Annotated in this window: 22 protein-coding genes; 9 read left to right on the forward strand and 13 right to left on the reverse strand. The window is 45.7% G+C overall.

Going from position 1 to position 18,914, the window contains the following annotated elements:
• The first annotated feature begins 273 nt into the window (after positions 1–273).
• A complete protein-coding gene (locus ACERC8_RS00995) occupies positions 274–531 on the forward strand; it encodes a DUF896 family protein (RefSeq protein ID WP_373658039.1) in 258 nt (85 codons plus the stop codon).
• 43 nt (positions 532–574) lie between these two features.
• Here ACERC8_RS00995 and ACERC8_RS01000 read toward each other — a convergent pair whose 3' ends face one another.
• The 8 genes from ACERC8_RS01000 to ACERC8_RS01035 form a co-directional block, all read right to left on the reverse strand.
• Positions 575–1,000 (reverse strand): F0F1 ATP synthase subunit epsilon, encoded by a 426-nt coding sequence (locus tag ACERC8_RS01000; protein WP_373658040.1) that lies wholly within the window; start codon positions 998–1,000, stop codon positions 575–577.
• An 11-nt stretch (positions 1,001–1,011) separates the two neighbouring features.
• A complete protein-coding gene (gene atpD / locus ACERC8_RS01005; protein ID WP_373658041.1) occupies positions 1,012–2,418 on the reverse strand; it encodes a F0F1 ATP synthase subunit beta in 1,407 nt (468 codons plus the stop codon).
• Positions 2,419–2,538: 120 nt separating this feature from the next.
• Entirely contained in the window at positions 2,539–3,417 is an 879-nt protein-coding gene (locus ACERC8_RS01010; protein WP_373658042.1) for a F0F1 ATP synthase subunit gamma, read from the reverse strand.
• 12 nt (positions 3,418–3,429) lie between these two features.
• Positions 3,430–4,938, reverse strand: coding sequence for a F0F1 ATP synthase subunit alpha (atpA, locus tag ACERC8_RS01015; protein ID WP_373658044.1), 1,509 nt, complete (start codon positions 4,936–4,938; stop codon positions 3,430–3,432).
• Between the two features lie 57 nt (positions 4,939–4,995).
• Positions 4,996–5,535 (reverse strand): F0F1 ATP synthase subunit delta, encoded by a 540-nt coding sequence (locus tag ACERC8_RS01020; RefSeq protein WP_373658045.1) that lies wholly within the window; start codon positions 5,533–5,535, stop codon positions 4,996–4,998.
• Positions 5,535–6,041, reverse strand: a complete 507-nt coding sequence (gene atpF / locus ACERC8_RS01025; RefSeq protein WP_018367520.1) for a F0F1 ATP synthase subunit B — start codon at positions 6,039–6,041, stop codon at positions 5,535–5,537. Before atpF ends, ACERC8_RS01020 begins: the two co-directional genes overlap by 1 nt.
• A gap of 8 nt (positions 6,042–6,049) precedes the next feature.
• Entirely contained in the window at positions 6,050–6,757 is a 708-nt protein-coding gene (gene atpB / locus ACERC8_RS01030; protein WP_373658046.1) for a F0F1 ATP synthase subunit A, read from the reverse strand.
• A 33-nt stretch (positions 6,758–6,790) separates the two neighbouring features.
• The gene (locus tag ACERC8_RS01035) at positions 6,791–6,991 is read right to left on the reverse strand and encodes a F0F1 ATP synthase subunit C (protein ID WP_018367518.1); all 201 of its coding nucleotides are present in this window, start codon (positions 6,989–6,991) and stop codon (positions 6,791–6,793) included.
• Between the two features lie 247 nt (positions 6,992–7,238).
• On the opposite strand from ACERC8_RS01035, the gene uvrC reads away from it, so the two are divergent.
• From uvrC to pepV, 6 genes are all read left to right on the forward strand, one after another.
• Positions 7,239–9,014 carry an excinuclease ABC subunit UvrC gene (uvrC, locus tag ACERC8_RS01040; protein WP_373658047.1) on the forward strand — a complete coding sequence of 592 codons (1,776 nt, stop codon included), beginning with the start codon at positions 7,239–7,241 and terminating at the stop codon, positions 9,012–9,014.
• Between the two features lie 13 nt (positions 9,015–9,027).
• Positions 9,028–9,483 carry a hypothetical protein gene (locus ACERC8_RS01045; protein ID WP_373658081.1) on the forward strand — a complete coding sequence of 152 codons (456 nt, stop codon included), beginning with the start codon at positions 9,028–9,030 and terminating at the stop codon, positions 9,481–9,483.
• Between the two features lie 41 nt (positions 9,484–9,524).
• Positions 9,525–10,376 carry an AbiH family protein gene (locus tag ACERC8_RS01050; RefSeq protein ID WP_373658048.1) on the forward strand — a complete coding sequence of 284 codons (852 nt, stop codon included), beginning with the start codon at positions 9,525–9,527 and terminating at the stop codon, positions 10,374–10,376.
• Entirely contained in the window at positions 10,354–10,680 is a 327-nt protein-coding gene (locus tag ACERC8_RS01055) for a hypothetical protein (protein WP_373658049.1), read from the forward strand. The genes ACERC8_RS01050 and ACERC8_RS01055 overlap by 23 nt, the downstream gene beginning before the upstream one ends.
• Positions 10,681–10,745: 65 nt before the next feature.
• Positions 10,746–11,348 carry a nitroreductase family protein gene (locus ACERC8_RS01060; RefSeq protein WP_373658050.1) on the forward strand — a complete coding sequence of 201 codons (603 nt, stop codon included), beginning with the start codon at positions 10,746–10,748 and terminating at the stop codon, positions 11,346–11,348.
• 130 nt (positions 11,349–11,478) lie between these two features.
• Complete coding sequence (pepV, locus tag ACERC8_RS01065) at positions 11,479–12,882, forward strand: dipeptidase PepV (RefSeq protein ID WP_373658051.1); 1,404 nt, start codon at positions 11,479–11,481, stop codon at positions 12,880–12,882.
• A gap of 204 nt (positions 12,883–13,086) precedes the next feature.
• On the opposite strand, the gene ACERC8_RS01070 is transcribed toward pepV, so the two are convergent.
• From ACERC8_RS01070 to queA, 5 genes are all read right to left on the reverse strand, one after another.
• On the reverse strand, positions 13,087–13,944 hold the full coding sequence (locus ACERC8_RS01070) for an aldo/keto reductase (protein WP_373658052.1): 858 nt from the start codon (positions 13,942–13,944) through the stop codon (positions 13,087–13,089).
• Positions 13,945–14,051: 107 nt separating this feature from the next.
• Positions 14,052–14,402 (reverse strand): nuclear transport factor 2 family protein, encoded by a 351-nt coding sequence (locus ACERC8_RS01075; RefSeq protein WP_373658053.1) that lies wholly within the window; start codon positions 14,400–14,402, stop codon positions 14,052–14,054.
• Positions 14,403–14,833: 431 nt separating this feature from the next.
• Positions 14,834–15,208: a nuclear transport factor 2 family protein gene (locus ACERC8_RS01080; RefSeq protein WP_373658054.1), complete on the reverse strand. Its 375-nt coding sequence runs from the start codon at positions 15,206–15,208 to the stop codon at positions 14,834–14,836.
• A 110-nt stretch (positions 15,209–15,318) separates the two neighbouring features.
• Positions 15,319–15,897 carry a TetR/AcrR family transcriptional regulator gene (locus tag ACERC8_RS01085; RefSeq protein WP_373658055.1) on the reverse strand — a complete coding sequence of 193 codons (579 nt, stop codon included), beginning with the start codon at positions 15,895–15,897 and terminating at the stop codon, positions 15,319–15,321.
• Positions 15,898–15,952: 55 nt separating this feature from the next.
• Positions 15,953–16,981 carry a tRNA preQ1(34) S-adenosylmethionine ribosyltransferase-isomerase QueA gene (queA, locus tag ACERC8_RS01090; protein WP_373658056.1) on the reverse strand — a complete coding sequence of 343 codons (1,029 nt, stop codon included), beginning with the start codon at positions 16,979–16,981 and terminating at the stop codon, positions 15,953–15,955.
• Positions 16,982–17,092: 111 nt separating this feature from the next.
• Between queA and ACERC8_RS01095 the strand changes: the two genes are divergently transcribed.
• Positions 17,093–17,797 carry a glucosamine-6-phosphate deaminase gene (locus ACERC8_RS01095; RefSeq protein WP_373658057.1) on the forward strand — a complete coding sequence of 235 codons (705 nt, stop codon included), beginning with the start codon at positions 17,093–17,095 and terminating at the stop codon, positions 17,795–17,797.
• Positions 17,798–17,966: 169 nt separating this feature from the next.
• Complete coding sequence (locus ACERC8_RS01100; RefSeq protein WP_373658058.1) at positions 17,967–18,914, forward strand: competence protein CoiA; 948 nt, start codon at positions 17,967–17,969, stop codon at positions 18,912–18,914.

Genomic DNA, 18,914 nt, shown 5'->3' on the forward strand with positions numbered 1-18,914 from the left:
CTCTCTTTGTCCTGTTTCTTGTCATTTTTTTAACAGGCAGACGGGCAGAAGATGAGGAGAAATACAAGGTCAGTCGCTTTATTGACCGCCTTAATCAGAAGAAGTAAGAGAACATTAGAAAGGATTAGAACACGAGCTACAGACGGTGGTAAAATGATTGTTGAGAAAATTAGCCCTCAACGTTCCCTTGCCCTATTGATGTTAGGGCTCGGGCTAAAACGGTCTCCCAGATTGTTTTACTCCCTTTGTCTGTGACGCTCTTTGTATCATGATATGGAACAAGCAAAAATTGATCGAATCAATGAATTGGCTCGAAAGAAAAAAGCCGAAGGTTTGACGGAAAGCGAGCTGGCTGAGCAGGCAGCTCTGCGTGAGGAGTACATCGAAGGCTACCGACGCAGTGTGCGTGCCCATGTGGAGGGGATTAAGATTGTCGATGAGGCTGGCAATGATATCACCCCAGAGCGCTTGCGTCAAGTGCAGCGTGAGAAGGGCTTGCATGGCAGAAGTCTTGACGATCCAAATTCATAAGTACAGAACAAACCGTGGCCAGTTTTGACCACGGTTTGTTTTTTTATTCTTTTCGTCCAACGCTAATGCGATTAAGAGCTCGTTGCAAGGCGACTTTAGCGCGTTCAATCTCATGAGTCTGATGACGCAACTCGGCTTCAGCGAGGGCACGTTCTGCACGAAGTTTGGCTCGTTCGGCACGACTGACATCAATATCACGGTCACGCTCAGCTGAATCAGCAACAATGGTAATCAGATTATTCTTGATCTCGATAATCCCACCGTTAACGGCGACCCAATCCACATGGCTATCATCATCAATTCGCCGAATCTTAACCTCATGTACCTCTAGTGGCGCAATTGTATTCGCGTGATTTGGTAAAATCCCCATCTCACCTGACCGCGTACGGACAGTGATAAAATTGGCATGATGATCATACTTGAGCCCGTCTGGTGTGACAATCTGAACGGTCATTGGTTCTTTTTCCATAAACGGTCTCCCTAGTAGCCCATTTTAGCCGCTTTTTTGACCACATCTTCGATTGGGCCAACGTTTCTAAAGGCATCTTCTGGTAGATGGTCGTATTCTCCATCAAGAATAGCCTTGAAGCCTCTGACGGTCTCTGCTACTGGAACGTAAGAACCAGGCTGACCAGTGAATTGCTCGGCGACGTGGAAGTTTTGTGACAAGAAGAATTGAATCCGACGCGCACGCCCAACCAAAATTTTCTCATCTTCTGATAACTCGTCCATACCAAGGATAGCAATAATATCCTGTAACTCACGGTAGCGTTGGAGCACACGTTGCACCTCAGTGGCAACCGCATAATGCTCTTCTCCAACAATTTCAGGAGAGAGGGCACGTGAGCTGGAAGCTAACGGGTCAACCGCTGGGTAAATCCCCATCTGTGTCAGACGACGCTCCAAATTGGTTGTTGAGTCCAAGTGCGCAAAAGCAGTTGCTGGTGCTGGGTCAGTGTAGTCATCCGCAGGGACGTAGATGGCCTGAATGGATGTGACAGAACCTTTCTTGGTAGAAGTAATCCGTTCTTGCAGTTGCCCCATCTCGGTCGCAAGGGTTGGTTGGTAACCCACCGCAGACGGCATCCGTCCTAGGAGGGCAGAAACTTCTGACCCTGCCTGTGTAAAGCGGAAGATGTTATCAATGAAAAGCAACACATCCTGCCCTTCCACATCACGGAAGTATTCAGCAATGGTCAGACCTGTCAGGGCAACCCGCATCCGAGCACCTGGTGGCTCGTTCATCTGACCAAAGACCATGGCAGTTTTCTCAATAACACCAGACTCTTTCATCTCCCAATAAAGGTCATTTCCCTCACGGGTACGTTCACCAACACCTGTAAAGACAGAGATACCTCCGTGTTCTTGGGCAATGTTGTTAATTAGTTCCTGAATTAGGACGGTCTTACCAACACCAGCACCACCAAAGAGACCTACCTTACCACCTTTCAGGTAGGGGGCTAAAAGGTCGATGACCTTGATGCCTGTCTCCAAAATCTCTGAAGAGGTCGCCAGCTCATCAAAGGCTGGGGCTTTTTTATGAATGGGCTCGCGCTTGGCGTTTTCTCCAAAGGGGACTTCCAAATCAATGGTATCTCCCAAAACGTTAAAGACGCGACCGAGTGTCTCCGGACCAACGGGTACGCTGATAGGGCGACCAGTGTCTAGCACCTCGAGCCCTCGCTTTAGACCGTCTGTCGATTCCATAGCGATGGTGCGCACCACACCATCTCCAAGCTCCAGAGCAACCTCCAGAACGATTTTCTGCTTTTTATCGCCATCTTTATAAACCACAAGAGCGTGGTTTATTTCAGGTAGCTTATCGCCTGCGGCGAACACCACGTCCACTACTGGACCAACTACCTGAGCAATTTTACCTGAACTCATATTTTTTCCTCAATTTTACTAAGTCTTCTCGTCTGTCACAAAGCTGTTACTGATTTTCTTTGGAAAATAGCAGAGCTGACCACCAACTGATTATCTGCTCTACCATTTCTCAACAGCTACTTATTCCAGAGCGTTAGCTCCTGCGACGATTTCAGTGATTTCCTGAGTGATATTGGCCTGTCTGGCACGGTTGTACTGGATAGTCAAGTCCGTGATAATCTGCTTGGCATTGTCAGTTGCAGTCTGCATGGCCGTCATGCCTGCCGCATGCTCAGCAGTTTTGGCATCAACAATGGAGCCATAAATCATGCTCTCTGTGTACTGGGGCAAGAGTTGCTCCAAAATCGCCTCACGATTTGGCTCAAGGTCAAAACTGTTGAGCCGTTCACTGTCGGCCTCGTTGGCATCCAAGTCCGTGATGGGCAACATCTGCTGTACCCGAACTTGACTGGTCAAGCTGTTGACATGGTGGTTGTAGCAGACGTAGAGCTCATCAAAGAGCCCATTGACATACATATCGACCGAACGCGAGATGATCCGTCCAACCTCTTCAAAACTAGGTTGGTCAGCCAAACCACGCAATTCAAAAGCAACCGGCATGTTCCTAGCCTTGAAAAAATCAGCACCGACACTGCCGATAGCAATAAGGCTGTAGTCCTGACCATCTGGATGGTAATCCCGAATCAAGTCCATCATGGCCTTGAGGATTTTGGCATTGTAGCCACCGACTAGACCACGGTCTGAGGTGATCACAATGTAGCCAGACTTTTTAATCTCACGAGAAGCCAGCATGGGGTTGTCGGACCCAGTCACCAACTCGGTTTGCAACAAGTCTGTTGTAATTTGGCGAATTTTGCTGGCGTAGAGTTGGAAATCACGAGCAGCAGCCTCTGCTTTGACCAGCTTAGCAGAAGAGACCATTTTCATCGCTGAGGTAATCTTACTGGTCTTTTCCGTTGACTGGATTTTCGCCTTAATGTCACTAAGCGATGCGGTCATGCTATCCTCCTACTAGGCTTGATAAATGGACTGTGCTTTAAAGGCTGAGATGGCATCATCCAGCACTGCCTCATCTGGCAAGTCCTTACTGGTTTTAATATTATTCAAAATATGGTCAAAATGGGTATCAAAATAAGCGTACAAGTCCTCTTCAAAGGCTGAAATATGATTTACTGGCACATCATCCAAGAAACCATGAGTGAGTGCATAGAGGATAAGGACTTGCTTCTCCATAGGGAGTGGCTTATGCAGAGGCTGTTTGAGCACTTCAACTGTTCGACGACCGCGGTTGAGCTTAGCCTGAGTCGCTGCATCAAGGTCACTACCAAACTGAGTAAAAGCCTCAAGTTCACGATAGGAAGCCAAATCCAAACGCAGGGTACCGGCTACTTTTTTCATGGCCTTGGTTTGAGCAGAGCCACCGACCCGAGATACGGACGACCCCGCATCAATGGCTGGTCGGATACCAGAGTTGAAGAGGTTTTCTTGTAAGAAAATCTGACCGTCTGTGATTGAAATGACGTTAGTGGCAATATAGGCCGAGATGTCGCCTGCCTGAGTTTCGATAAATGGCAGAGCAGTGATAGAGCCACTTCCCAGTTCATCAGATAGTTTGGCTGAGCGCTCCAAAAGACGACTATGCAAATAGAAGACATCCCCTGGATAAGCTTCACGTCCTGGCGGACGACGAAGTAAGAGCGACAGCTCACGATAGGCTACGGCCTGTTTTGACAAATCATCGTAGACGATGAGGACATGTTTGCCTTGATACATGAGCTCTTCAGCCATGGCAACTCCAGCGTAAGGCGCAATGTAAAGGAGTGGTGATGGCTGTGACGCTGAAGCGGTCACGACAATTGTGTAGTCCAGTGCGCCGTATTTCCGAAGAGTTTCTACTTGAGTTCGAACGGTTGACTCTTTTTGTCCGATGGCAACGTAGATGCAGACCATATCCTGCCCTTTTTGGTTGAGGATAGCGTCAATCGCCACGGATGTTTTACCTGTTTGACGGTCACCGATAATCAGCTCCCGTTGCCCACGACCGATTGGCACCAAGGCGTCAATCGCCTTAATCCCTGTCTGAAGGGGCTCAGAAACAGATTTGCGCTCCATAACACCAGGAGCAGGCACTTCGACAGGACGAGTACCTGTTGTTGCAATCTCGCCTAGACCATCGACCGGTTGCCCCAAGGGATTTACTACCCGACCAATTAAAGCCTCGCCGACAGGTACTTCCATAATTTTACCTGTTCGTTTAACCATGTCGCCCTCACGAATACTTGAAAAAGGCCCCAAAATAATGATGCCGACATCGTTGCTCTCTAAATTTTGTGCCATGCCATAGACACCGTTCTCAAATTCCAACAGTTCCCCACTCATGGCTTCGTTCAGCCCGTGGGCACGGGCAACCCCGTCCCCCACATAGGTCACAACCCCAGTCTCGGTAATGTTAAACCGTGGCTGGAATTGCTGAATCTGTTGACGAATTAATTGGCTGATTTCTTGTGTGTTAATAGACAAGGTCATACCACCTTTTCTTCTTAGATTAGTTCTTTCGCTTGTTGAATCCGTCGCACATTAGCGTCTAGTTTCTTCTCTCAATTCTTGTAATTGGTGGCGGATACTGGTGTCAATCACCTGGTGATTGGCTTCTAGGATAAAGCCGCCAATGATAGCAGGATCAACCTTTTCCACCAAACGCCCCCGAATCACACCCAGACGGCGTTTTGCCAGGGATATAAAACGCTCTTTTTCTTGGTCCGTCAAGCTCACTGCAGCAGTGACATAAACCTCAACCTCTTCTTGCTCATAACCCAAGAGTTCATAAACTCGAGTTAAAATCGGATAGAGATAGGCCTCCTGAGAAGCTGATAAGATTTGTTCAAAGAGGCTGTTTAGAATATCCAGACTAGACTCCCCAAGCGTTCGTGCTAACTGCAACTTGTCCTCATGACTGAGTGACAGATCAGAAAAGTAAGCCTGCAACTGGTGCTCTTCAAAAATTTGTAATAAGAGACTGACTTGCTGGTTGAGCTGACCGACCTCTTGACGAGATCTAGCCAAACGGAGGAGATTTTTGGCGTGCCGATCCACCAAGGCTTCCACTTGATTTGCCATTAGCCTTCTCCTAATTCATCTAAATAGCGGTTGATCAGGTCATGCTGGGCGCTGTCGTCCAACTCCTGTCCGAGAATTTTTTTAGCCACGTCAAGCGACAATTGACTAATTTCCTGACGGGACTCGCTGACGGCTTTTTGGCGCTCAGCCGCAATATCTAAACGCGCTTTTTCCTTAACTTGCTGGGCATCAATCTTGGCATCACGCAAGATACGGTCTGCCTGAGACTGGCTTAGGGTTTTGGCTTCCGAAACGATACGACTGGCTTCGATTCGAGCGTCACGTAGCGCTTCCTCGCGCTCTTTAACCAAGTTTTCAGATTGGTCGCGCAAGCTTTTTGCCTTATCCAAATCGCCAGAAATCTTAGCAGCACGATTATCCAAGGTACTGGTCAATTGCTTCCAAGCGAAGGTTCTAATCAGGAAAAATAGCAGAGCGACCGAGCCAGTCACGATGATAAAGTTACCCCAGAGCAAGCTCATCGGGTTAGTTGATAACAAAAACATAGATACTCCTAACTATTGAGCTTTTTACCCAAGTAAATGGATACCAAGAGGGTAAAGACATAGGCTTGGATAAAGGAAATAAAGACTGAGAAAGCTGTCCACAGCATGTTGAGCAGAATAGCGACTGGCCAGAGAGCCAAGTGGGCATCACCCAACATCAAAATCAAATCCATGACCACCTCACCAGCAAAGATGTTACCGTAGAGACGCAAAGCCAATGAAGCGACATTGGTTACCTCTTCAAGGATATTCATCGGTGTCATAGCTGGTGGCGTCACAAATTCTTTCAGATAAGCCTTAAGACCGCGTTGCCGAATAGCCTCCACGTGGATAATAATGGTCATCAACACTGCCAAACCAAGGTCATAATAGATGTTGGCCGTTGGCGAGGTGACAAAGTTAGTCCCGTGAGAGGTCTGCACCTTGGTCAAGAGACCGATATTGTTGGCCAGAGCTAAAAAGGTAAAGACCGTAAACAGCAGGAGGCTATACTGCCGACTGTAAACAGGTCCTAGGTTTTTCTCAGCGATATTAAAAACAAACTCGTAGCAGTATTCCAGCAGATTTTGTTTTCCTGTCGGACGCAGTTGCATCTGACGACTTGACCATAAGACCCAGCCAAAAATGGCGACAACAATCACCAAAGACATGGTTAACAAGACCAGATCAAAACTGACTGGCCCCAGGGTCAGGGTCGGGGAGTCATGTGTTCCCATCTCATTCACCTCATTTTTTAATTGTTAACTGGCTTACTTGAGGAAGAAGGCCATAGCCAAAGTGACAAAGAATGTTCCTTCAATGAAGGCGACACCCAACATCATAATCCCACGCAATTGGTCAATAATCTCTGGCTGACGAGACGCCGCCTTCATCAAGGAACCAACGAGGAAGCCCTCACCAAGGCTTACGCCCAAACAGCCCAAACCGAGTGCCAAAATACCAAGATTCATGATAGAATTCTCCTTAAACATTTTTTACTTATCTAGTCTAGTCCTATTTTCAAGGTTTGTCAATGAAAAACACAAGCTTTTTCAGGTTTTTTTAACCATTACTGACCTTTAGGAAAAGTATTTTCAAACTGTCTTCCTATTAAATTGAACCACATTTTAACTTGTATGCTAACGTTTAGGAGACAGGGAGGTCATGCAGGCAGGGTTTTCTTGGTGAAAAGCTTTAAAATCGTGTTATAATAGTGTCATGAACCAACTGATTAAACACAAGCTCGAGCTCCTGCCAGATAGTCCAGGCTGTTACCTCCACAAGGACAAGCAGGGGCAGATTATCTATGTCGGCAAGGCTAAAAATTTGAAAAACCGTGTCCGCTCTTATTTCCGTGGTAGCCATGACACCAAGACCGAGCTCTTGGTGTCAGAGATTGCGGATTTTGAGTTTATCGTGACAGGGTCAAATACAGAGGCCTTGCTCCTAGAAATCAACCTAATCCAAGAAAATAAGCCCAAGTTCAACATCAAGCTCAAGGACGATAAGTCCTATCCCTTCATCAAAATCACCAACGAAACCTATCCGCGTTTGCTCATCACCCGTCAGGTCAAGCGAGATGGGGGGATTTATTTTGGTCCCTATCCAGATTCTTATGCGGCGCATGAGATAAAAAAACTCTTAGATCGGATTTTTCCGTTTAGGAAGTGCACCAACGCACCTGAAAAGGTCTGTTTTTACTACCATATCGGGCAATGCCATGCCCATACGATTTGTGGGGTGACGCGCAGCTATTTTACCCAGATGGCAGAGGATGTCAAGGGCTTTCTCAATGGTCGAGACGATAAGATTTTGGAGGACTTGCGGCGAAAGATGGCAGACGCTGCCAGTTCGCTTGAGTTTGAGCGGGCGGCAGAGTACAGGGACTTGCTATCCAGCATTGCGCTATTGCGCACCAAGCAACGGGTCATGAGTGCCGACATGCAAGACCGTGACATTTTTGGCTATGCGGTGGATAAGGGCTGGATGAGCGTGCAGGTCTTTTTTGTCCGTCAGGGCAAGCTCATTGAGCGAGATAGCCAGCTTTTTCCCTACTACAATGACCCAGACGAGGATTTTCTGACCTATATGGGGCAGTTTTATCAGGACAAGCGGCACTTTCTGCCCAAGGAAATCTTTATCCCGCAGGGGATTGACGAGGAGCTGGTGCGTGCCATCGTCCCGACCAAAATCATCACCCCTCAAAAAGGGGAAAAAAAGCAGCTGGTGAACCTCGCTGTTAAAAATGCGGCTGTCAGCCTGCAGCAACAATTTGACCTAGCGGAAAAAGACTTGCTCAAGACCCAAGGGGCGATTGAAAACTTGGGCAAGCTCCTTGGGATTGCCACGCCCTATCGCATCGAGGCTTTTGACAACTCCAATATCATGGGGACCTCACCTGTGTCTGCCATGGTCGTTTTTGAAAATGGCAGAGCTAAAAAGTCCGATTACCGCAAATACAAGATTAAGACCGTTGCTGGACCTGATGACTATGCTTCCATGCGAGAGGTCATCGAGCGGCGGTACAGCCGTGCGGTGCGAGAGGGAACGGTATTGCCAGACCTCATCATCATCGACGGTGGACAAGGACAGGTCAATGTAGCTAAGGCTAGCCTGGATAAGCTAGGTTTGTCCATTCCCATCGCAGGCCTGCAAAAAAATGACCGCCACCAGACCCATGAATTGCTTTTTGGTCAGCCCTTAGAGGTGGTGGATTTGCTCCGCAATTCACAGGAATTTTTCCTCCTCCACCGTATCCAAGACGAAGTGCACCGCTTTGCCATCACCTTCCACCGCCAAGTCCGCAGCAAAAACAGCTTCTCTTCACAACTCGACGGCATCGAAGGGCTTGGTCCCAAACGCAAGCAGCTTCTCCTCAAACATTTCAAAAGTATGACCGCTATCAAAGAAGCCACTGTCGAAGATATCCGCCAGCTGGGCATTCCAGAGCAAGTGGCGGAGAGGGTTAAGGAAACATTAAATCAAGTTAAGTAAGAAAGGAAATGTTATGGCTGATACTATTTTAATTTTAGGAAATGGATTTGATTTAGCTCAGAAAAGAAAGACAAGTTATACCGATTTTTTGGAGTTTTTGGATGCTACTTATATTTTTAAAAACTATGCTAACACTAAATTGACAGCAGCATCAAATGATATAGAAAAATTAAAAAAGTATGCTCGTAAAAGAGAAAAACTAGTTTTAACAGAGATTGGGTCATTTTTTGAGGGGAAAAAGGGTGAGAAATCAAAGAAATTTTCATTAGATAGAATATTAGATGGAGAAACACTTACCCTGTCTTTTATATTTCGTTTTTTGCTAGCTGAATTAAAATCATTTACTAAAATTTGTGGTAGTGGTGATAAAGTAAAAAGAAAAGAAATTTTTAATAAAATTGCAAATGATAAACTGGAATACCTTTATAAGCAATCTAATGATAAAAAACAATTGAACATTTTAAAATAATAGAAGAAAGTGTTCAAGAATTCTATTTTAACTATGAAATTATGATTGATTTATTATATGGTTCGGAATCTCATGAAAATCAAGCTCACCGCAATTTAGGTTGGAATTTTTTAAATAATATTGAAAACAACTTGATTTTGAAATTTATATTTGATAATCAGTTGCAGTTAGGTCAAAATTGGTCTAGCTTAGAATTGATTATTTCTGATTTAGCAGAGACGATTAGCGATATCAAGAATGATATAGAAAAGTATAGTCAATATTTTGAGCTTAGTTTTGGAGAATTAAATCAAGTGGTTCAAAATTTAAAATACTCAATTAATCGTTATGAAAACTCTAAAGACGGGTCTATAAAAAATATTATTGATGAGATTGATAAATTTAATCAGAGTCGTATAGATGTAAACAACTTCAGTAATCACACTAATCCAATGACATATGTCTACATTATAGAGCAGATTCAAGAGGAAAATCGCAAGGATAAGCCTCTACAATCTGTTGTGGATGGTGTCAATGAGAAATTTGTACTGACCCTGGAAGAGCTGACTGACTGGTTAGAATTTTATTTGACTTATCTGGATGAGTTGGATAAAGAGAAGGAAAAAGTAACAGGAACTGTTCTTGATGAAGTAATTAATATTGGACGTAGTGAAGTTATCAACTTTAATTACACTGATACCATTAAACGATTTGGTGTTGATGACAAAAACATTCATTTTATTCACGGTTGCTTGAATTTTCATCGTGCTAAAGACGAAATTAACACTATGGTCTTTGGAATCGAGGACAAACAGGCTGACCTTGATGACATTGCATCTGAACTGATTCCTTACCAAAAATTCTATCAGCGTGTGGTCAAAGAAACAGGTAATGATTTTGAAAAGTTTTTTTGAAGATACTGTTATTGATAATGGATTTAATTTAGAAAGCATCCCTAAAAATATCATTATTTATGGTCATTCAGTTGATCCATTAGATAAGGAAATCTTCCAAAGATGTTTTGAGTTGGCTGAAGTCAAATATTATGATTATCACTTTATCTTTGTTTACTATAATGAGCACGATAAGCGTGCGATTGCAAAGAATCTCGCCATTATTCTAGGTAAACGTGAGTTTATTAGGCTAAGTGCAGAGAAAAGGATAGCATTTGTTAAATGGAATGACAAAGAAAAAATGAAAACCTTATTGCTCCCATAAAAATTTTCTGTAACCCCTCTCAAATTATGCTATAATAGAGTAACAAGTATTCTGGAGGACATTCCATGAAATTTTTAGAACTAAATAAAAAGCGTCATGCTTACAAGACCTTTAACGACAAGCCTGTCGACCTTAAGGATATTCGCACAGCTATCGAAATTGCGACCTTGGCTCCGTCGGCCCATAACATGCAGCCGTGGAAATTTGTCATTGTGACGGATAAGAAAGACCAACTGGCAACTCTGGGGTTCAGAGCCAACGGTGAGCAAATCCGTCAGGCTAAGGTGGTTATCGCTCTTTTTAGTGATACGGATTTGCCCAAACGTGCCCGCAAGATTGCACGAATTGGTGTTCATGACTTGGGCGATGAGCAACTGGCAAAGTTTGCTCAATCCTATCCTAAGCTTTTTGAACAGTACGATCAGGCAACGACCAGCGACTATCTGGCCTTTAACAGCGGTCTAGTTGCCATGAACCTGGTCATGGCGCTGACGGATCAAGGTTTTGCTTCAAATATGTTGCTTGGTTTTGATAAATCAGCCATCAATGAGGTGCTAGATATCGACAGCCGTTTCCGTCCAGAGCTCTTGATCACGGTTGGTTACAGCGACGACAAACCAGAGCCGAGCTACCGCCTGCCTGTTGATGAGGTGATTGAGCAACGCTAAGAGGATAGGTGAGGCAACGCCTGTGTCTCTGGGGCACAGCTAGTGAACAGCTCTGCTATGTTCCAAAAACAAGACCAAGCTAGCCCTATCGAGTGGGAAAGAGCATTTGTAAACATGATAAGGAGAAGACATGACGATTAACTTTCAAGCAGAAGTAGAAAAACGAAAAGACGATCTTTTGGCGGATTTGACCGCTATCCTCAGCATCAAATCTGAGCGTGAAGACGATAAAATCTCGCAGGAGCACCCTTTTGGACCTGGGCCAGTCCGTGCGCTGGAGCATTTCCTGGCCATGGCGGAGCGTGATGGTTACCCGACCACCAATATTGACAACTATGCTGGGCATTTCGAGTTTGGCGAGGGGGACGAGGTGCTGGGCATCTTTGGGCACCTGGATGTGGTGCCTGCAGGTTCGGGTTGGGACACCGACCCCTACACGCCAGTGATTAAGGACGGTCGCCTCTACGCCCGCGGCTCGTCTGATGACAAAGGTCCGACCATGGCCTGCTACTACGGCCTCAAAATCATCAAGGAACTGGGCTTGCCGACCTCTAAAAAAGTCCGCTTTATCGTTGGGACGGATGAAGAGTCTGGCTGGGCAGATATGGATTACTATTTCGAGCACGTCGGTCTGCCTCTGCCTGATTTCGGCTTCTCGCCCGACGCCGAGTTCCCGATTATCAACGGTGAGAAGGGCAACATCACGGCTTATCTCCACTACGCTGGGAGCCATGGCGGAGCAGTGACCCTGATCAATTTCCAGGGCGGTCTAAGGGAGAACATGGTGCCTGAGTCAGCCACAGCAGAGCTGACAGGTCTTGACTTGGCAAGGGCTCAGGCGGCCCTTGCGGACTTCCTGTCTGCCCATCCAGAGGTACGTGGGGAGGTTACAGGTGACGATCAACTGACCATCACCATCCATGGCAAATCAGCCCACGGCTCAACCCCTGAAGAGGGTGTTAATGGTGCGACTTATCTGGCTAAATTCCTGACCCAGTTTGACTTGGCAGGTGCCGCCAAAGACTACATCACCCTCATCGCTGACAAACTTCATCAAGATTTCTTGGCGGTCAATTTAGGAGTCGCTCATAGCGATGAGCGCATGGGTGACTTGACCATGAACGCTGGGGTCTTTAGCTTTGAAGCTGACCGAGATGACAACACCATCGCCCTTAATTTCCGCTATCCGAAAGGCACCGATCCAGAAATCATCAAAGGGCAACTGGAACAGCTGGCAACTGTTGAGAAAGTAACCTTGTCAGCCCACGGTCACGTGCCACACTACACCCCTTTAGAAGACCCGCTGGTGCAGACTCTGCTAGCTGTTTACGAGAAGCAAACCGGTCTCAAGGGGCATGAAATGGTTATCGGAGGCGGAACTTTTGGTCGTCTGCTCAAGCGTGGGGTTGCTTATGGGGCCATGTTCCCAGATTCCATCAACACCATGCACCAAGCAAACGAATTTATGGCACTGGATGATATTTTCCGCTCAGCAGCCATCTACGCAGAAGCTATCTATGAGTTAATCAAATAAAATCATTAGTTGTTGCCAAACATTAAACACTAATTTCTGCACCCATGAGCAGTGATTTTAGTTGAATGTGGGAATAAGAACACAAAAACGAGACTGGGATAAGCATCCTAATCTCGTTTTTGTATTCTCGTCAATTACCAAGATGAGTGTTGTGTGCTACAAATTATGGGGGTAAACTAGGGGGTGTAAAGAACTCGCCTACCTCTAATCTGCTGAGACATAAGCCATAAAATTCTTTTCTCGATCTGCCATGGACATGGTGAAGTAGCGTTTACCGGAATTCAATGTGGCGATAGCAGTCATGTCCTCTGTGGTCAATGTTATATCAAAAATGTTAAAATTCTCCGCCATGTGAACAGGATTAGTCGTTTTAGGAAAGACAATATAACCTTTTTGCAGATGCCATCTGAGAATGACTTGAGCCGGTGTTTTGTTTAAGCATTCAGCAATTTTTAAAACAACTGCTTCATTGAGTAAGGCAGGATCTCCATGACCAAGAGGGTACCAGCTCTCAAGGACTGTCCCATAAGGGGCAATGTGAGCGGCTAAATCATCCTGAGGGAAATAGGGATGAGCTTCCACTTGTAAGGCAGCAGGCTTGATGTCAGCTTTAGTCAACACCTCATCTAGACGCTCATCTTCAAAATTAGAGAGACCGATAGAGCGTACTTTTCCAGCCTTGACTGCGGCTTCCATGCCTTTATAGGCGCCTATGTAATCGCCGATAGACTGATGCAGTAGCAGGAGGTCGATGTAGTCAGTTTGCAAACGATTGAGCATTTTGTCAATTGCAGTCTGACTTTCTTGCTCACCGTATTCTGTCGGCCATAATTTGGTGGTGATAAAGATCTCCTCGCGGTTCAGTCCGCTGTCAGCGATAGCTTGTCCGACGCTTGCCTCATTTTGATAGGCGTGAGCTGTGTCAATGTGGCGATAACCTAAATGTAGAGCTGCCCGAACAGCCTCATAAGTTTCCTGACCTGGAGCCATGAGGTAGACGCCCAGACCCATTTGTGGTATATGATACCCAGTATTTAATGTTTTATATAGCGGTGTAGTCATTTGTCAGTCTCCTTTCCTAGTCTATCTGCTTAGTCAACTTTGGTCCATATAAAGTGGGACTCACGACTAGCGATCAACCAATTACCATCAATTTTTTCATAATAATCCTAGTAGCGGACACCTGATGTCCTTGTGACCTCTTTGCCATCTTGATTTGTGATCAAAATGACCTGGCAATAGGAGATACCTTGGGCATGATTGTTATCTTGAAAACTAATCGTTTGCTGACCATTGAGGTGGTAAACGGTATGGAAAAGGTCAAGGTAGTCGCTAAAGGCCTTGCCGATTGCCTCCTTACCTTCTGAGACAAATTTTTGGTCGCCATTGATGGAGACAACCTTAGCATCTTCTTTGAACAGCTTCATCTGAGCACACACGTCTTTGGTGTCTGCTAGATTTGAAAAGGTATCTACTAATTCTTTTAAAGCCAATCGGTTGGCAATTTCTGTGTTTGTCATCAATTTACTCCTTTATAATGTTCGCCTGTATTGACGTTTAGTATTATCTTGGTAAAAATATGTCAGCTTATGTTGAAGTTCTCTAACCAACCAGCTACCACTGACCACTTTATCTTTGGAATAGGCTTTTGCTAGCTACAGACTCTCTAATTAGTCGCATGACAAGGGCAATACTCTCTTTTTCCTCACGACAATGAGAACTCCTGAGACAAAAGACAAGGCAAGTTGGTCGACTGCTCGCCATATCTGTCAGCCAGTCCTCCTCGGTCTGTTTAAGTTGGCTCAGATTAGCTATCATGAGCGACTTCATCTGGTTATAGAGGGTGATAATAACCCCTAAATTATCCTGTTTCGGTTGGTTATTGTTAGAATCTTGAGTAGGCTGTGAGGAACTCCAGCCGTATTCAGATAGCCTACGACTTCCGAGCCATCTAGCCCCTGATTTTCCGGTCATCGGCTGGTCGCCATCTTCCATCTATTTTTTCGAAGGCTAGGTCAAAATCCATCCGCCAGACCTTGCGAAAGCCATAGATACGGGCATCTGTTTTAGCCTTGGTGTGCAACATGGCAGTGCTGTCGGACAAAAAGGTCACCGTTTCAGACTCAGGAAGGTAACTATAATAGCGGAAAACTCCCGATTTAATGTCTGCCAAAAACTCATCTCTTGCTTGGTAACGACCACCTGCATGGCGAAAGTAATGATTGTCAGGATAAATCATCTCTAGGAGAGGGATATTTTTAGTGATGTAAGCCTCCCAAATTTGGTGTTGCAAGGCGATGATGGCCTCTTGGTCTGTTTGTGTCATCAGAACCTCCTTAGTTTTGATGCTTTTATTATAAAAGCCCATTGCTGTTAGGACAATGGGCGATTGTTTTGATGTTGAGGCTTATGCCACACTTTTTGAAAATTAGTGGTCTAATCTTGATGCAAGAGAGCAGAAATTCCTGTTTCAGTCAGTAAAACAGACGTTTGGATAACCTCCTCTAAAGGCGTCATTTTGTCCTCTTCCACCCATTGGCGGTAGATGGACAGGGTGGTTTGCTGGATAAAGTTGAGTAGGCTGATTTTTTGAAAAGGAGATAAGGCTTGAACTTGGGGGGATTGCGACCAAGTCTTTGCCATCACCATATCAATCATGTCCTGCCGAATGTCTGAATAGGTGGAGTGACTGATGGTAATCTTGTCGTAGGCCGAACCTTGTTGGGCTGAGAATTCAAAGAATGCTCGTTGGATGTTCTCTAAATCATCTGGTAGCTTGAAATCTCGAATGAGTCGGATATAGGATTGGGCATAGGTTTCCTGCATTTCCGCTAATAAATCATCTCGGGTTGGGTAATAGCGGTAAAAGGTTTTCTTGTTGATTAGGGCTAATTTAGCTAGTTTAGTTACTGTGATTTTGTCATAGTCCTTTTGACAAATTAGTTCTTCAAAGGCTTGATAAATAGCTGAAATGGTCCGTTTTACCCGTAAATCTTCGTTTCCTGTTAGTTGCATAAGACTCCTTTCCAATAGTTTCGCAGATGCTTTTGATTAGGCAGAAGGAACGTCCCTACTGGACAAACATGGCATCACCGAAGCTAAAGAAACGATAGCCTTCGTCAACCGCGTGCTTGTAAGCATCAAGGACAAATTCCCGTCCTGCAAAAGCAGACACCAGCATGACTAAGGTTGACATGGGCAGGTGAAAATTAGTGGAAAAAGCATCAACAACGGTAAACGTGTAGCCAGGTTTGATAAAGATATTGGTCCAACCACTGTCAGCTTGGAGCTTGCCACCATATTTTTGTCCGATGGTCTCTAGGGTACGAATGGAGGTTGTGCCGACGGCAACGATACGACCACCAGCAACTTTGACCTGATTGAGGGTATTGGCTGCCTCTGCTGTCAGCTGGTAGAACTCCGAGTGCATGTCATGGTCATCCAGATTTTCCACAGAGACAGGGCGAAAGGTTCCCAGTCCGACGTGTAGGGTCAGCTCGACCAGATGAACCCCCTTGGCTTTAATGGCTGTCAGCAGCTCTGGTGTAAAGTGCAGTCCTGCTGTTGGGGCTGCCGCAGAGCCGTTTTCCTTGGCGTAAACGGTTTGGTAACGATCTTTATCTGCTAGCTTCTCATGGATATAGGGAGGTAACGGCATTTCGCCAAGGCTTTCCAGTACTTCGAGAAAAATCCCATCGTAGCTAAACTCGACAATCCGTCCACCGTGCTCCAGCTCTGCTATGATGGTCGCAACCAAGCGACCGTCCCCAAAGCTAACCCTTGCCCCAGTCTTTAGGCGTTTAGCTGGTTTGGCCAGCACCTCCCAGCAGTCCCCTTCGGTGTTTTTGAGGAGCAAAAGCTCGACATGGCCTCCTGTGTCAGGCTTTTGCCCGTAGAGGCGGGCAGGTAAAACGCGAGTGTTGTTCATGACCAGAGCGTCACCAGGGTTGAGTTGGTCGATGATGTGGTCAAAGCTGGTATCGGTCATCTCCTTAGTATCACGGTTGATGACGAGGAGGCGTGAGGCATCGCGTTGCTCCAACGGTGTCTGAGCAATCAAGTGCTCGGGTAAGTAAAAATCAAAATCTTTCGTATTCATGGTTTTCATTATAGCACATTTTAGCCTAAAAATAAGATGAAAGCCTTGACAAAAATTGGTCTATACCATATAATAGAGGTATCAAATCGGTATAGACCAAAAGGAGACATCATGAAAATCATTCGTGTGAAGGACAGCGTTGAAGGCGGCAGGGTTGCTTTTGAACTGCTCAAGGAAAAATTAGCAGCTGGAGCTCAAACATTAGGACTTGCAACAGGTAGCACGCCAATCGAGTTTTACAAGCAAATCGTTGCCAGTGATCTTGATTTATCGGGGCTACGTAGCATTAACTTGGATGAGTATGTCGGACTGTCTGCTGACAACGACCAATCTTATCATCACTTTATGCACCAAAATCTCTTTCATGCTAAACCATTCAAAGAAAGCTTTTTGCCTAACGGCTTAGCAGAAGATTTGGACGCTGAAACCAAGCGCTACGATGCGCTTCTTGAGCAGTACCCTGTGGATTTGCAGATTTTAGGGATTGGCAACAACGGTCATATCGGCTTCAACGAACCAGGAACGCCTTTTGAAGCTAAAACACAGGTGGTTGACTTGGCTGAGGACACCATCAAGGCTAATGCTCGCTTCTTTGATGATGAAAGCGAGGTTCCACGCCAAGCCATTTCCATGGGCATCAGTAGCATTTTAGCAGCTAAGAGTATCATTTTGATGGCTTACGGGGCGGCAAAAGCTGACGCGATTGCTGGAATGGTCAATGGTCAGCCGACAAGGGATCTGCCTGCCAGCAGCTTGCAAAACCATCCAGAAGTCTATGTCATTGTCGATGATGCAGCTGCTAGCAAGTTAGATTAAGAGTAGTAATGAGGCTGGGACCAAAGTCCTGGTCTTTTTAACAAGGCTTATGAGCTGTTCCAGATTGAATAAGAGAAATAACCAGTTAACAGGTGGTCGGCTTATTTACAAGTGTTATGGCACTTCTTTTTCTTATTTTTTGACGAATAAGACAATAGGAGGTGAAGAGGTGTTAGTCGCTATGCGTTCAGATGGTCGTCTGGTCAATGTTTTGGAGGAGGCTTGTTCCAAAAGAGAGACTTATCGGTGCCCTGCTTGTCAGGCACCTGTCTGTTTCAAGCAGGGGAAGGTCATGCGACCACACTTTGCTCACATTCGCTTGGCAGATTGTCAATTTTTCCATGAAAATGAATCCGCAGAGCACTTGGAATTAAAAGCCGCTCTCTATCGCAGTTTATCGGCCCACGGGATTTCAGTGGAGATTGAGGCGGTTTTGCCTGAGTTGGGACAGGTGGCAGATTTATTGATTAATGGCAGCTTGGTTTTGGAAGTTCAGTGCAGTCGATTGAGCCTTGTGCGTTTAAGAGAGCGAACAGTAGCCTATCAGCAGGCAGGCTACCAAGTTATCTGGCTACTGGGAAAAAAGCTCTGGCTAGGGCAAACAGCCAGCCAACTTCATCGTCAGATGGCTAATTTTTCACAAAATATGGGGATTTATCTCTGGGAGTTGGATGCCGTTAAGCAGGAATTACGGTTGCGGTATTTGTTGCACGAAGACTTAACTGGTCGCCTGCAAGGGCTGGTGATGAGCCGCCCCTTAAGCGGTGATGTGATGGATTTTCTGCGGCAGCCTTTTGCCAGTCAGCGACTTGCTCAGTTGACGGTAGCTATGTTACCGGACCCCGCCGCCTATGTTCAGCGCCAGCTTGTTCAGAAAAATACCAGATGGCTGGAGCGTCAGGCGCAAGCTTACACGCGAGGGGATAATCTTTTAACCTGGTCAGCGGCAGCTTTTTACCCTCAGGTGCAGCCTATGGCTGTGGAGGGGCTTGATTTGGGGCGATATTTGGCACAATTTACAGCTTTTTATGAGAAAAATGAGGCAACGAGCAGACAAACCCTTTATCCTCCGCGATTTTATGCTATAATGGAGAACAGAACAATAGGAAAGGAATAA

The sequence above is a fragment of the Streptococcus sp. E29BA genome, assembly GCF_041807805.1.
Classification (GTDB): domain Bacteria; phylum Bacillota; class Bacilli; order Lactobacillales; family Streptococcaceae; genus Streptococcus; species Streptococcus entericus.

What these genes read in the sequence shown, in the direction of transcription:
- queA (WP_373658056.1), bottom strand. Translation starts at nt 16,981, where the DNA reads ATGAATACGAAAGATTTTGATTTTTACTTACCCGAGCACTTGATTGCT.
- atpF (WP_018367520.1), bottom strand. Translation starts at nt 6,041, where the DNA reads ATGTTTTTGTTATCAACTAACCCGATGAGCTTGCTCTGGGGTAACTTT.
- ACERC8_RS01060 (WP_373658050.1), top strand. Translation starts at nt 10,746, where the DNA reads ATGAAATTTTTAGAACTAAATAAAAAGCGTCATGCTTACAAGACCTTT.
- ACERC8_RS00995 (WP_373658039.1), top strand. Translation starts at nt 274, where the DNA reads ATGGAACAAGCAAAAATTGATCGAATCAATGAATTGGCTCGAAAGAAA.
- atpD (WP_373658041.1), bottom strand. Translation starts at nt 2,418, where the DNA reads ATGAGTTCAGGTAAAATTGCTCAGGTAGTTGGTCCAGTAGTGGACGTG.
- ACERC8_RS01035 (WP_018367518.1), bottom strand. Translation starts at nt 6,991, where the DNA reads ATGAATCTTGGTATTTTGGCACTCGGTTTGGGCTGTTTGGGCGTAAGC.
- atpB (WP_373658046.1), bottom strand. Translation starts at nt 6,757, where the DNA reads ATGGGAACACATGACTCCCCGACCCTGACCCTGGGGCCAGTCAGTTTT.
- ACERC8_RS01020 (WP_373658045.1), bottom strand. Translation starts at nt 5,535, where the DNA reads ATGGCAAATCAAGTGGAAGCCTTGGTGGATCGGCACGCCAAAAATCTC.
- ACERC8_RS01075 (WP_373658053.1), bottom strand. Translation starts at nt 14,402, where the DNA reads ATGACAAACACAGAAATTGCCAACCGATTGGCTTTAAAAGAATTAGTA.
- uvrC (WP_373658047.1), top strand. Translation starts at nt 7,239, where the DNA reads ATGAACCAACTGATTAAACACAAGCTCGAGCTCCTGCCAGATAGTCCA.
- ACERC8_RS01070 (WP_373658052.1), bottom strand. Translation starts at nt 13,944, where the DNA reads ATGACTACACCGCTATATAAAACATTAAATACTGGGTATCATATACCA.
- ACERC8_RS01050 (WP_373658048.1), top strand. Translation starts at nt 9,525, where the DNA reads ATGATTGATTTATTATATGGTTCGGAATCTCATGAAAATCAAGCTCAC.
- ACERC8_RS01055 (WP_373658049.1), top strand. Translation starts at nt 10,354, where the DNA reads ATGATTTTGAAAAGTTTTTTTGAAGATACTGTTATTGATAATGGATTT.
- ACERC8_RS01085 (WP_373658055.1), bottom strand. Translation starts at nt 15,897, where the DNA reads ATGCAACTAACAGGAAACGAAGATTTACGGGTAAAACGGACCATTTCA.
- ACERC8_RS01080 (WP_373658054.1), bottom strand. Translation starts at nt 15,208, where the DNA reads ATGACACAAACAGACCAAGAGGCCATCATCGCCTTGCAACACCAAATT.
- ACERC8_RS01095 (WP_373658057.1), top strand. Translation starts at nt 17,093, where the DNA reads ATGAAAATCATTCGTGTGAAGGACAGCGTTGAAGGCGGCAGGGTTGCT.
- ACERC8_RS01045 (WP_373658081.1), top strand. Translation starts at nt 9,028, where the DNA reads ATGGCTGATACTATTTTAATTTTAGGAAATGGATTTGATTTAGCTCAG.
- pepV (WP_373658051.1), top strand. Translation starts at nt 11,479, where the DNA reads ATGACGATTAACTTTCAAGCAGAAGTAGAAAAACGAAAAGACGATCTT.
- ACERC8_RS01010 (WP_373658042.1), bottom strand. Translation starts at nt 3,417, where the DNA reads ATGACCGCATCGCTTAGTGACATTAAGGCGAAAATCCAGTCAACGGAA.
- ACERC8_RS01000 (WP_373658040.1), bottom strand. Translation starts at nt 1,000, where the DNA reads ATGGAAAAAGAACCAATGACCGTTCAGATTGTCACACCAGACGGGCTC.